10 protein-coding genes and 1 riboswitch are annotated in these 12,565 nt (G+C 55.6%); all 10 genes read left to right on the forward strand.

The window, feature by feature from the left end; all coding sequences use genetic code 11:
• Positions 1–396 precede the first annotated feature (396 nt).
• The 10 genes from ACHMXK_RS15900 to ribD all read left to right on the forward strand — a co-directional run bounded on the left by ACHMXK_RS15900 (position 397) and on the right by ribD (position 12,562).
• Positions 397–1,221, forward strand: a complete 825-nt coding sequence (locus ACHMXK_RS15900) for a transglycosylase SLT domain-containing protein (RefSeq protein WP_397441510.1) — start codon at positions 397–399, stop codon at positions 1,219–1,221.
• Positions 1,222–1,271: 50 nt separating this feature from the next.
• A riboswitch (ZMP/ZTP riboswitch) is annotated at positions 1,272–1,408 on the forward strand.
• Positions 1,409–1,453: 45 nt separating this feature from the next.
• Positions 1,454–2,698: a serine hydroxymethyltransferase gene (gene glyA / locus ACHMXK_RS15905; protein WP_397441511.1), complete on the forward strand. Its 1,245-nt coding sequence runs from the start codon at positions 1,454–1,456 to the stop codon at positions 2,696–2,698.
• A gap of 98 nt (positions 2,699–2,796) precedes the next feature.
• Complete coding sequence (nrdR, locus tag ACHMXK_RS15910; RefSeq protein WP_397441512.1) at positions 2,797–3,246, forward strand: transcriptional regulator NrdR; 450 nt, start codon at positions 2,797–2,799, stop codon at positions 3,244–3,246.
• A 100-nt stretch (positions 3,247–3,346) separates the two neighbouring features.
• Positions 3,347–4,000, forward strand: coding sequence for a type IV pilus modification protein PilV (pilV, locus tag ACHMXK_RS15915; protein ID WP_397441513.1), 654 nt, complete (start codon positions 3,347–3,349; stop codon positions 3,998–4,000).
• Positions 4,001–4,046: 46 nt separating this feature from the next.
• Complete coding sequence (locus ACHMXK_RS15920; protein WP_397442541.1) at positions 4,047–5,063, forward strand: PilW family protein; 1,017 nt, start codon at positions 4,047–4,049, stop codon at positions 5,061–5,063.
• Positions 5,047–5,682, forward strand: a complete 636-nt coding sequence (locus ACHMXK_RS15925) for a PilX N-terminal domain-containing pilus assembly protein (protein WP_397441514.1) — start codon at positions 5,047–5,049, stop codon at positions 5,680–5,682. Before ACHMXK_RS15920 ends, ACHMXK_RS15925 begins: the two co-directional genes overlap by 17 nt.
• Before the next feature lie 15 nt (positions 5,683–5,697).
• Complete coding sequence (locus ACHMXK_RS15930) at positions 5,698–10,356, forward strand: pilus assembly protein (protein WP_397441515.1); 4,659 nt, start codon at positions 5,698–5,700, stop codon at positions 10,354–10,356.
• The gene (locus tag ACHMXK_RS15935; RefSeq protein WP_397441516.1) at positions 10,353–10,856 is read left to right on the forward strand and encodes a type IV pilin protein; all 504 of its coding nucleotides are present in this window, start codon (positions 10,353–10,355) and stop codon (positions 10,854–10,856) included. Before ACHMXK_RS15930 ends, ACHMXK_RS15935 begins: the two co-directional genes overlap by 4 nt.
• Positions 10,853–11,428 carry a GspH/FimT family pseudopilin gene (locus tag ACHMXK_RS15940; protein ID WP_397441517.1) on the forward strand — a complete coding sequence of 192 codons (576 nt, stop codon included), beginning with the start codon at positions 10,853–10,855 and terminating at the stop codon, positions 11,426–11,428. Before ACHMXK_RS15935 ends, ACHMXK_RS15940 begins: the two co-directional genes overlap by 4 nt.
• Positions 11,429–11,464: 36 nt before the next feature.
• A complete protein-coding gene (ribD, locus tag ACHMXK_RS15945) occupies positions 11,465–12,562 on the forward strand; it encodes a bifunctional diaminohydroxyphosphoribosylaminopyrimidine deaminase/5-amino-6-(5-phosphoribosylamino)uracil reductase RibD (protein ID WP_397441518.1) in 1,098 nt (365 codons plus the stop codon).
• The last annotated feature ends 3 nt before the right edge of the window (positions 12,563–12,565 follow it).

Raw genomic sequence — 12,565 nt, forward strand, 5'->3', positions numbered from 1 at the left:
CTGAGCCATACCCTGAAACTGGTGAAACATACAGATTTTTCTGAAAATTTTGGAAACAGGCCCGACTTAGAGCCCACGTTCAAAAAGTCCGGGAAACAGCCGAAACAGGAGGTTTCAGGCTTGGAAAAGGTCTTTTGATACACATATAAGAATATCAAAACGATTTGATATTATTGACAAGTTATTTAGACCCCCCATAGAATCCGCCCTTCCAGAGAAAACCGAGGGACAACCCGAATCCGCTGCCGAACCCGGCTAAGTCAAACGAGAGGTGAAACACCCGCAAGGCCAGGCCTTGGTTTGATGGCGACCCAATCAAAGCGTACGGCTTCAAAACCAGTGCGCGTAGAAAGGAGTGCTATGACAGCGCTAGGACAATCAAGCTCCGCATCCACGATGCGGACCCTGCGAAAAAACGTCGGCAACAGTCTTGCAAACATTGCAGACGACATTGCCCAGGGCTTTTTCGAAATTACCCACAACAGCTTTGCCTTGGTCGGCCTGGCCGTTGTGTTTGCAGTGATCACACTGACCGCCCGGCCCGACTTGCGTCAGGCCGGTGAATCCCAACTGATGGGCTGGTTGCAGCAGCGCCAGGAAGCCGCGATCGGCTATACCGAGCCGGAAGCGATTGACCGGGCCACGGCCGCCAACCCCAAAGACCTGCCCAAGCAGCAGGCGGCGGTGGCTTTCTGGCTGAGCAAAAAATACAGCGTCGCGCCTGAACCTTTGAGCGTGCTGGTGGCGGAAGCGTTTGAAATTGGCCAGAAAGCCAAACTCGACCCGACGCTGATCCTGGCCATCATGGCGATCGAGTCGGGCTTCAACCCCTTCGCGCAAAGCCCGGTGGGGGCCCAGGGCCTGATGCAGGTGATGACCAAGGTCCATCACGACAAGTACGAGAACTTCGGCGGCAAGCTGGCCGCCTTTGACCCGGTGACCAACCTGCGTGTCGGCGTCAAGGTGCTGCAGGAATGTATCGCCCGTGCCGGTTCGGTGGAAGCCGGGCTCAAGTACTACGTTGGCGCCGCCAACCTGGAAAGCGACGGCGGTTACGCGGCCAAAGTCATGGCCGAACACGCCAGGCTGGCAGCCGTGGCCGGTGGCCATGCCACGCCCGTGCGTCCGCCGCTGGCCATCCCGGCCTCGATGCCGCTCAAGGCCCAGGCCCAACCGGACGACAAGGCCGGTGACAAAGTCGCCAGCCTGGCTGTGTCCTGAGGGGATATACGCCGCCCCGACACCGGGTGCAGCGCCGAGTCCGTTACACTACGCTTGTGCGCGACTGGCGATAGGCAAGCCCCCCGTATTCGAGGGCATTTGCTGACGTGGGATACCACTGGGAAGCGCACCGCTGGCGTCGGTTGTCAAACCACACAGCGTTCAGCCGTTCGCCTGGGCAGCCCTTGTTCCATCCACCCGATGACAGGGACCACGTCTTTACAGGACTGCCATGTACGACCGCAACATTCTGGTTGAACAAACCGACCCCGAGCTTTTTGCAGCCATCCAGGCTGAAAATGCACGCCAGGAACACCACATCGAGCTGATCGCCAGCGAGAACTACGCCTCGCCCGCCGTGATGGCCGCGCAAGGCTCGCAGCTCACCAACAAATACGCCGAGGGTTACCCTGGCCGCCGCTACTACGGCGGTTGCGAACATGTGGACGTGGCCGAGCAACTGGCCATAGACCGCGTCAAACAAATCTTTGGTGCCGAAGCCGCCAACGTGCAGCCGCATTGCGGCGCCTCGGCCAACGAAGCCGTCTTCCTGGCCTTTCTGAAGCCCGGCGACACCATCATGGGCATGAGCCTGGCCGAAGGCGGCCACCTGACCCACGGCATGGCGCTGAACATGAGCGGCAAGTGGTTCAACGTCATCAGCTACGGCCTGAACGACAAGGAAGAAATCGACTACGACGCGATGGAGCGCAAGGCCCACGAGTCCAAACCCAAACTCATCATTGCCGGTGCCTCGGCCTACTCGCTCGGCATTGATTTCGCCCGCTTCGCCAAGGTGGCGAAAGACGTGGGTGCAATTTTCATGGTCGACATGGCGCATTACGCCGGCCTGATCGCTGCCGGTGTCTACCCGAATCCGGTGCCACACGCGGACATCGTGACCTCGACCACACACAAGAGCCTGCGCGGCCCGCGCGGCGGCATCATTTTGATGAAGGCCGAGCACGAAAAAGCCATCAACAGCGCCATCTTCCCTGGCCTGCAAGGCGGCCCGCTGATGCATGTGATCGCGGCCAAGGCCGTGGCCTTCAAGGAAGCGCTGACACCCGAGTTCAAGAGCTATCAGCAACAAGTGTTGAAAAACGCGCAAATCGTCGCCGAGACGCTGACCCAGCGCGGCCTGCGTATTGTCAGCGGCCGCACCGAAAGCCATTTGATGCTGGTCGACCTGCGCGCCAAGGGCATCACCGGCAAGGAAGCCGAGGCCGTGCTGGGCAGTGCCCACATGACCATCAACAAAAACGCAATTCCCAACGACCCGGAAAAACCCATGGTCACCAGCGGCGTGCGTATCGGCACCCCGGCCATGACCACACGCGGCTTCAAGGACGAAGAAGCCCGCATCACGGCCAACCTGATTGCCGACGTGCTGGACAAGCCGCGTGATGCGGCCAACATCGAAGCGGTGCGCGCCAAGGTCAATGCCCTGACCAGCCGCTTCCCGGTTTACCGTTAAGCCATGTACGGCGCAGGCGCTACATTTTTTATAGCTGCTTGCGCCCGCCCCATCAGGGCTGGAGGCCAATTTATGCCTACAACTTCAGGTAACACACCATGAAATGCCCTTTCTGCGGCCATCTTGAGACCCAAGTCGTTGAAACGCGGGTCTCAGAAGACGCAGACTTCATACGCCGCCGCCGCCAGTGCGGCGCGTGTGAAAAACGTTTCACCACCTACGAACGCCCCGACGTCAACTTCCCGGCCATCGTCAAAAAAGACGGCCGCCGCATCGAGTACAAACGCGGCAAAATCCTGGACTCCATGAAGCTGGCCCTGCGCAAGCGCCCGGTCAGCACCGAGCAGGTCGACTCGGCGATTGAACGGATCGAAGAAAAGCTGCTGAACCTGGGCCTCAGAGAAGTACCCTCCACCCGCCTGGGCGAACTCGTCATGCGCGAACTCAAGAAACTCGACAAAGTCGCTTATGTGCGTTTTGCCAGCGTGTACCGGAGTTTTGAGGACATTGATGACTTCAAGACGCTGGTGGATGAGGTGCGAAGATAACCTAGCCCAACGTACTGAAAACCGCTAAACGGTTTTCATGGTCAGACCAACGGGCCGTAATCATCTGGTCCTGAGAGCAGCTTGAAAGTACCATCGAAGCATGGATACCTTTTACGCTGGCTCCCCGCTCAAGCCGAGACGACCATTACCATTCCCAGCTAACAGACACTCTTACTTCCGTGCGTCCTCAGGGTTCTCGCTCATTGAAGTGTTGGTTTCTATTGTCGTTCTGACATTCGGGCTATTGGGAATGGTTGGCATGCAAGCCGCCTCGCTGCATGCCAATAGGGACGCGCGCCTGCAGTCATCAGCAGTAGTTTTGTCCAGAGAATTGGCTGACATGATCCGCGGCAATAAGGCCATAGGAGTGCTCAGCGGTACAGCAAATCCCTATTTGGGAACCTTCAGCTCGCCCTTGGCTGCAGCAACTCCATCCTATTGCTTGAACGTCGCGAGTGGTACTTGTACAGACACAACAGATATTGCCAACGCTCAAATGACGGAGTGGCTTGCTCGGGTAGATGCGGAACTTCCGAGTGCTCGTGTAGTTTCATGTTTCGACACGGCACCTTTTGACTCAAGCGGCCTTCCACAATGGGGCTGCACCGGCGGAGCAGGGGCTGTAATCGTCATCAAAATTGGCTGGACCAGAGGTTCAACCAATAAATCTCAAACAGGTTCAGCAGCCGTCGAACGCGCCACAGACACCAACTCAAAACCAGCCTTGGTATTACCAGTCACAGCAGGTGTTTGACATGTTTTTTCATAGGTACAAATGTCTCAATACATCCAAACCAACAATGACGAGTAGCCCATTGCATCAACGCGAGCGAGGAATGACCTTGGTCGAGTTACTTGTTGCTTTGGTGATTGGCATGCTGATTTCGTTGGCCGCGGTGTCCTCACTAATTGTGACTCGCCAAGGCTTCAACACAGTGGATGCGGCTTCCCAGCTGCGTGATAACGGCAGATTCGCTGCTGACTTGATTCAGCGCATCGTTGTGCAAACAGGGTTCAAAGACCCCACATATGTCACCAGCGCGCCAAGTCAGGCAGATATAGCCAACGATGCGGCAGGACTTATCGCCTCTAACATTACAGGATTCAACAACGCAATCTTCAAAACATCGGATCTAACGACTGCTACAGCGAGATCATCCAGCGTGGTTGGCTATGGCAGTGATGTACTCATTCTCAGATACCAAACCGCCAAACTTAATAATGACGTTTCATCGAATGCGACTGATGGATCCATGATTGATTGCGCTGGTAATCCAATCACGACAGTTGCTGCAGATCGAAATGATCGCATGGTGAGTGTCTTTCACGTGGGACTTGGAGCAGATGGCGAGCCGTCCTTGATGTGCTCCCGCTCAGCAAACGGCTTGGCCCCCTATACCTCTCAGCCCATTATTCAAGGCGTAGAAAACTTTCAGGTTCTATATGGTGTAGATGGTTTTACAACAGCAAATACAGCGTTCACCGGCACGCCCGACTCGGTTCCTGAAAAGTATTTGCGGGCTGACCAAATGGTGGTCGGCGGAGCGACCGATTCCAAGGCAACCTATGACAACTGGCGGCGTGTCCGCAGCATTCGCATTGGTATGGTGCTGCGAGGACCGCTGAACTCCCAACAGGAAAGAGTATCGCAAACCTTTTACCCTTTCGGCCTGGCAAAAGCATCGTCCACGGGCGTAGCGGGCTCGGCCCTTTCATCTGCAAGCGATGTTGGCACCATTTTCACCCCCGCGGTGGACGGACGCCTTCGACAAGTCGTCACCTTCACCATACATCTGCGAAATGATCAGGGGCTTTGAAAAAATGAAAAAACCTGTATTAAGGCTACACGCGAACAACGCACGCGATCGTTCCGATCAGAGGGGTCTCTCCCTGATCATGGTGTTACTGATTTTGGTGGTGGTATCTCTACTGGGCGTGGGTGGCGCTCAAATTGCGTTGATGAGTGAACGCGGGGCGCGTAATGACCGAGATCAACAAGTGGCCTGGCAAGCAGCGGAGGCCGCCTTGATTGATGCGGAAATTGATATGCGGAATACCAGCTCCACGCGCCAGGCCATTTTTGACGGAAAATCCGTTTTAGCGTTCCCCCCCTTTGGCTGCGGTACGTCGGGAAGCTCCCGAGGACTGTGCGCCATAGCCATAACAGGAAAACCCTCCTGGTTGACGACGGATTTCACTTCCACCAGTGGCAGTGCGCCCACTACGGCATTTGGCACTTTCACCTCAAGCACCTTCGCTGCGGGTGGTGTGGGCATCCAAGCGGCCCAAGCCCCCCGCTACATCATCGAGCCTATTTTGGCACTTTCGGGTGACAAAGCCAACCCCGAGCCGGAGGTGTTATATCGCGTGACCACAATGGGTTTTGGTCCCCGTGTGGACATTCAGTCGATGATCCAAATGCTTTACAGAATTTAGTAACAGGAGTGATTTATGCACGCCAATGACCCTACACATGCCATCTCAGCGTCAACGCATACCACCCTGAAAATTCGGCATTTTGTGCAGGCCTTTCGAGAAAGTCAGCAATGGTCCTGGCGAAAGAAATTGATATGGCTGGCAGCGCCCGCAATGGTGGTTGCCGTTCCCTTTCTTGTTTTTGGTACCGTGACTCCTCCCAACATCCCGGCCATCAATCTGTCAGCGGATCCACTCTATACCCCCACAGCGGCAGACAAACCAGCACTTGCACTTGCGCTGTCCGTGGAGTTCCCCACGGTAGGCGCCCAATATGTAGACCCTGACAATAACAATAGCAGCACGACAGAAGACCCAACCTACTCGCCCAGCATTGAATACCTCGGCTACTACGACGCGGAGAGTTGCTACACCTATGACAAAGTCGGTACTGGGGCGCCGTCAGGCCAGGAAAGCAACTACAAGCGATTTGTACGCCGGGGACCGGCCATTCCACTGGGCACGCCCAACACGGCAAATCCAACATGGACTACACGCCTGTGCTGGGATGGCACAAAGAGCTATAGCAAGGACGACGGCACCAGTCCGACATCGAGTACCACGACCAACGATGCCTTTAGCGGAAACTTCCTGAATTGGGCCTCCAGCTCAGCCATCGACATGCTGCGTCTTGCCTTGACAGGTGGTGATCGAGTCGTCGACACGGCAACGTTATCCGTCTTGCAACGCGCGATGCTTCCCGACGGTGACCCCATCTCCATGGGAAACAGTTCCAATTTTCCGGCAAAGCGTCTCTACAAGTCAGGGACTTCACGCGCGATAACAGCGACAGGTTACGCGTCCGCCTCATACACATCTGGTGTGCCTTACTTTGGCGCGGTACCAAGTGCTATGGCAACCGCAGCAGGCACTAACGACATATGGGTCGCCAACACACTCAATCGGATTTACTTTGGGACGAGCAAATCGGGCAACAACTCGGGGGGGTTTGGCAGCTATACCCTGGGCATACCAACAAGCTGGATCGGCACGATCACCAGTTACGGTTCTCAACCGAGTGGCTGGCCTGCCTCGCCCGTGTATTCACGCGGTAGCACCATCACGCTCACAGGCGTTCAGGAAGTGCTTTACGGCCGGGGTAGCAATTGGAAAAGCGCGCCCGCATCTGGCGTCATTACATGCAATGAAACGACGTTTACGGGTGGCAACACGAGTGGCAGTTCCAACTGTTACGTCCGTACAGATACAACAGGCCAGACCCCGCCCGCATCCACCGCATTGGCATCCGACCCGTTTTTTTACGCGCGAGTTCAGGTCTGCGACCGCGATACCACCACCTACGCCTTGAAGGACAAGCGGTATTGGAACCTCTGCAGCAAATACTCCGATAACAACGCGACCAGCCCGCAGGCCAACTACAAACCCACAGGAGTCGTTCAGAAGTACAGCGATCAACTACGCTTGTCAGCTTTTGGTTACCTGATGGATCAAACTGCAAGCTACGACACCGGCGGACGTTATGGCGGCGTCTTGCGCGCGCCCATCAAATACGTAGGCGCAAAAACATTTGACATCAATGGGGTTGACAATACGCCTTCTGGTGGGAACCCCAACCAGGAATGGAACCCGGTTACTGGAGTATTCAATGCCAACCCCGACAGCAATTCAACGGTGCAAACGGCCGATGGACGGGGGGCCTATCTGAGTGGGGTGGTGACGTATCTCAACCAGTTCGGCCGCACTGGCTCTGTCGCCGGTCGATATAAAAAATATGACCCAATCGGTGAGTTGCATTACGAAGCCCTGCGCTACTTTCAAGGCCTTCAGCCAAGCGCGGCGAGCATCAGCAGTATTACCACGGACATGTATGACGGCTTTCCTGTGTTCACCACATGGACCGATCCTTATGGGGGTGGGCGATCAAACAGTGGCGACTACTCCTGTCTTAAAAGCAATATTGTGGTGATTGGAGACAAAAACACCCATGATGGCAACAGATTGCCCACGGTTTTAACCGGCCAAACTAAAGGGTGGGCAGATGCATCGAACAATCTACCCGACATCAGTTACTGGCGAGGTATTGTTCAAAATTTCGAGAAAAACGTTGCTTCAAATTATTTAGACGGGCAAGGCGTATCCCGCACCACAGGCAATCCCAACGGCGCCAACAGTGCTGTGCCCACTGACACGAAAACGAGCCAGATCATGGGCTCGGCCACTTGGGCACGTACCCATGACATTCGAGGTACCGCATGGACCAAGGCAACCAGCGCCGGAACTGCCGGGACTGCCTTGCAGCGTCCGGGCTTGCGTGTGAAAACTTTTACCTTCGACGTCAACGAATATGGTGGCTCCAACGATTCCACAACGCGGAGATCATCGAACCAGTTATTTATGGCGGCCAAGTACGGCGGCTTTGAATCCGACCCATCCAACACGGCGAAGAACCCCTACAACACCTGGGGCAACCCCTTCAAGCAAGACGATGGGACCGTTAACAAATATGTGTGGGAAGACACCGACACCCGCGCCTCCCGTCAAGGCGAGGCCAACACATACTTCCTGCAAAGTGATGCACGGGGGGTGCTCAGTGCATTCGATGACATTTTTGCGCGGGCATCGACTGCGGCGCGAAGTATCGCAGGTGGAGCGATTCAATCCAAAAACCTGACTCAGGTTGGTGACACCATTTACCAGGGCACATTTGATACCGCAGATTGGAGCGGAGATTTGTTGGCTATTCCCGTGAGTGTGAGCGCATCCAACGTGGTCAGCATTGGCAATACGTACAACTGGACGGCAGCCACGCGTCTCGCCGCGTTGAGTGCACCGGCCACCTCACGCAACATTGTGGTGGGGAATTCCGGGGCAACCGCAAACCCTGTGGCGGCAGACTTCACCTGGTCCACGATCGAAGCCGGGCTGAAAACCTCACTCAATAAACTCAACCCAACAGCGACTGCAGATGGCTTGGGACAGGACCGTCTGAACTACCTTCGTGGCGATAAGAGCAAGGAGGGAAGCGCGTTTAGATCCCGCAGCAAGCTGATGGGGGATGTCATCAACTCTGGTGTGATTTACTCTGGCCCACCCACCACCAGTATCGGCGACACGGGGTATGCAACCTTTTACAACACCAACAAGAACCGTACCCCAGCGGTATTTGTCGGGGCCAACGACGGAATGCTTCACGCATTCAACGGAAATACTGGCGATGAGTTGTTTGCCTATATTCCCAGCTGGTTGGGTTCGAAGTTATCAGCTTTAACCGCCACCACCTATGCCAACAGTCATCAAAGCTATATGGACGGCACGCCAGCAGTGGCAGAGGCTCAGGTGGGGAGTGACTGGAAGACAGTCTTGGTATCTGGCACGGGTGGGGGTGGCAGAGGTATTTTCGCTCTCGACGTGACAACCCCAGCCTCCTTCACAAAAGCCAACGTGATGTGGGAGTTCACCAATGCTGACGATGCCGACCTTGGTTTCGTAACTGGTCGGCCTCAGATCCTGAAACTGCGCACGAGCGCGCCAAACGCAACATCGGCCACCTACAAATGGTTCGCTGTATTCGGCAGCGGGGTCAACAACTACGTGTCCGACAGCGCTGGAGTTTTTAGCTCTACCGGAAGTCCTGCACTATTTCTGTTGGATCTCAGCAAACCCGCGGGTACCGCCTGGGCCTTGGGATCCAACTATTACAAAATATCTTTACCAACCAACAGCACATTGAGTGCAAACAACGCAACCGGGTTGATCAACTTCCGAGCTGCCCTGGGTATCTCACGAGAGGTGACGCAAATCTTCATGGGAGATCTCCATGGGAATCTTTGGAAGCTTGACTTTTCTTTGCGGGGCATTACCGACTGGAATATTGACAAGCTATCCTACTTCCTTCAAGGCACAAGTAACAATCCGATACCCATGTTTATCGCCAAAGATAGCGCGGGAAACGTGCAGCCAATCACCGTTGCACCGAGCATTGTCTATGGCCCAATTGCGAATAGCAGCCTCATACTTTTTGGAACCGGAAAGTACCTTGAAACTTCAGACAAAAGTACAACCGGGGCGCAATCGGTCTATATGGTGTATGACAACGCCTCCTCCTCGCTTGATAGCACGGCCAGCACCGCTACCAGCGCCATCAGTGGGCGTAGTCGATTGAAGGCCGGTACCGCCGTTGCGTCAAGCGGTGTGGTCACAGTGCCGGCCTTCACGGTGGGGCGGGCTACAACGAACACCGATGCGGAAACCCTTCGATCAGGGTGGTATTTTGATTATCCCAACGCACGGGAACGACAGATCAGTAATGCCACGGTGTTTGGAGACAAACTTATTTTTGGCAGCCTGATCCCCGGGATTACTGCTACCAATGCCTGCGCAGCATCTGGTGGCGGGGGCAATCAATACACTATTGACATCCTAGGAGGTAGTGGGAACTCCGTTGGCTCAAGTGTCGGCATTTTGGGTGAACCGCTAGTTGCAGAAATTAGCAGCGCGACGCTGGTGACAGCGAGCGATAGCACTGGCCGGAGGATAAAAACCATCACCAGCCAAGTGTTTCAACAAGGATCAGATGGCGTTGCAGCAAGTAGTACAAAAACCAGGACGGTTATCACCGGACGATTGACCTGGCGGCAAATCAATAACTACCAAGACCTGAAAAACGCACCATGAAGATCAACTCAAACCGCGGATTTTCACTGATCGAACTGATGATCGTCGTTGCCATTGTCGGCATTCTCGCGAGTGTCGCCTACCCAGCCTATACCAGTTCAATCCTAAAGGGCAAACGAGCCGAAGGCAGAGCAGCGCTGGCTGAGTTGCAGCAACAGCAAGAGCGCTATCTGACGCAAAGAAATTGTTATTTGGGTTTTACTACAAGTTCAAACGGTGTTGCCACGCCAACGGCGCCATCACCATCGACGGCTTGCGGTGGATTCAATGCTACTTCAGCCCCCTTTAAAACCTGGTCTGGCAATACGCTGGCCAATTCCGCCTACCTGCTATCAGCAGATACTTGTCCTGACGGCGCGAGCGGCACGCTATCCATAGCCGATTGCGTTCGCGTAGTTGCTACGCCCATCAAAACCGATGCAGAAGCGGGCAACTTGCGAATGACAAGTACGGGGACCAAAGACTGTACCGGGACCAAAAGCGCGGTGTGCTGGAAATGAAACGCCATAGCTCCTATGGTCGAGGCTTTACGCTCATTGAGCTTTTGGTGACGGTCGCTTTGGTTGCAATATTGATGGCCGTCGCCGCCCCAAGCTTCACATCTTTTCAACGCAATGCCGAGCTGACCTCGTTCACCAACTCCATAATTGCAGCCATCAACTCGGCTAGGGGTGAAGCGATGAAGCGTGGCAGGTATGCCATGGCAGTCCCTGCCGATGGCACTAACTGGAGCAGTGGCTGGAAAGTTTTTGTCGATGTCGATCGATCACAGACCTATGAAGTCGCCAATGACATCCTTGTCCTCTCGCGTGAAGCGCCACCCAGCTACCTAACAATTACAGCCAATGGCTCAGCAGCCGATTCGCCACCCTACATGATGTTTGATGCATCAGGCTATTCGAAAAAGAAAGATGGCAGTTTTGGAGCTCTTACTTTTAGTGTTGCCAGGAATGATGTGGGCTCAGGCTCGACTGCCTCTGAAACCCGACGAGTGATCATTTCCAGCACAGGCAGAGTGAGGAGTTGTAAACCTTCGGTAGACTCGACTTGCACCAGTTCCGCCAGCCAGTAGCCCGCAAATCAAATACTGCGTGGACCCTAAAAAACTGTGAGTACACCATTGAAGTTTGCAGCCTCAGAAGCCGTCAAGTCGCTATTACTCTCCACGCCTAACCCCCGCGTAGGCTGCGTCTTCATCTCGCCCGATGGAGACGTCATCGGCCAAGGCCATACTCAGCGCGCTGGAGGCCCTCATGCCGAAATCATGGCTTTACGCGATGCAGCCAGTAAAGGCCACTCGACCCGAGACGCCACCGCCTACGTCACCCTAGAACCCTGCTCCCACCACGGCCGCACCGGTCCGTGCTGTGACGCGTTGATTGCGGCAGGCATCAAAAAAGTGGTCGCTTCCATCGCGGACCCCAATCCGCTGGTCTCGGGTCAAGGGTTTGAGCGCTTGCGCGCTGCGGGTATTGAAGTCGAGGTCGGCCCTGGCGCAGAAGAGTCTCGCGAACTCAATATCGGTTTTTTCAGCCGCATGATTCGCAAGACACCCTGGGTACGCATGAAAGTAGCGGCATCGCTGGATGGCAAAACGGCGCTCGACAATGGCGCCAGCCAGTGGATCACTTCCGATGCCGCGCGGGCGGACGGCCATACCTGGCGGGCTCGGTCCTGTGCCGTGCTGACCGGCATCGGCACGGTGCTGGAAGACAACCCGCGTCTGGATGTGCGGCAGGTCGACACACCACGTCAGCCGCATCTGGTGGTGGTGGACAGCCGTCTGGAGACGCCGCTGGACGCTCATCTTTTTATAGCTGGTCGCGCGCTCTACATCTACGCTGCAGAGAAAAATGATGCAAAACAAGCGGCGCTCGAAGCACGCGGCGCCACGGTGGTCTACCTGCCCGATACCCACGGCAAGGTGGATCTGGCGGCCATGCTGCGCGATCTGGGCAGGCGCGAGGTGAACGAATTGCATGTCGAAGCCGGGCACAAGCTCAATGGCTCGCTGATTCGTGAAGGCCTGGTGGACGAGTTTGTGGTTTACCTGGCGCCCAAACTGATAGGCCAGGGACGCGGCATGGCCAACTTTGGCCCGATCACCGCACTGTCTCAGGCCGTGGAACTGGAGTTTCGCTCGACCGACAAGCTCGGGCCGGACCTGCGGATTGTGGCCAGAGTCCAGGGGCGCGACCAGTTTTAGCTC

This window comes from Polaromonas sp. UC242_47 (assembly GCF_044452385.1).
Lineage (GTDB): Bacteria > Pseudomonadota > Gammaproteobacteria > Burkholderiales > Burkholderiaceae_C > Polaromonas.

What these genes read in the sequence shown, in the direction of transcription:
- ACHMXK_RS15900 (WP_397441510.1), top strand. Translation starts at nt 397, where the DNA reads ATGCGGACCCTGCGAAAAAACGTCGGCAACAGTCTTGCAAACATTGCA.
- glyA (WP_397441511.1), top strand. Translation starts at nt 1,454, where the DNA reads ATGTACGACCGCAACATTCTGGTTGAACAAACCGACCCCGAGCTTTTT.
- nrdR (WP_397441512.1), top strand. Translation starts at nt 2,797, where the DNA reads ATGAAATGCCCTTTCTGCGGCCATCTTGAGACCCAAGTCGTTGAAACG.
- pilV (WP_397441513.1), top strand. Translation starts at nt 3,347, where the DNA reads ATGGATACCTTTTACGCTGGCTCCCCGCTCAAGCCGAGACGACCATTA.
- ACHMXK_RS15920 (WP_397442541.1), top strand. Translation starts at nt 4,047, where the DNA reads ATGACGAGTAGCCCATTGCATCAACGCGAGCGAGGAATGACCTTGGTC.
- ACHMXK_RS15925 (WP_397441514.1), top strand. Translation starts at nt 5,047, where the DNA reads ATGATCAGGGGCTTTGAAAAAATGAAAAAACCTGTATTAAGGCTACAC.
- ACHMXK_RS15930 (WP_397441515.1), top strand. Translation starts at nt 5,698, where the DNA reads ATGCACGCCAATGACCCTACACATGCCATCTCAGCGTCAACGCATACC.
- ACHMXK_RS15935 (WP_397441516.1), top strand. Translation starts at nt 10,353, where the DNA reads ATGAAGATCAACTCAAACCGCGGATTTTCACTGATCGAACTGATGATC.
- ACHMXK_RS15940 (WP_397441517.1), top strand. Translation starts at nt 10,853, where the DNA reads ATGAAACGCCATAGCTCCTATGGTCGAGGCTTTACGCTCATTGAGCTT.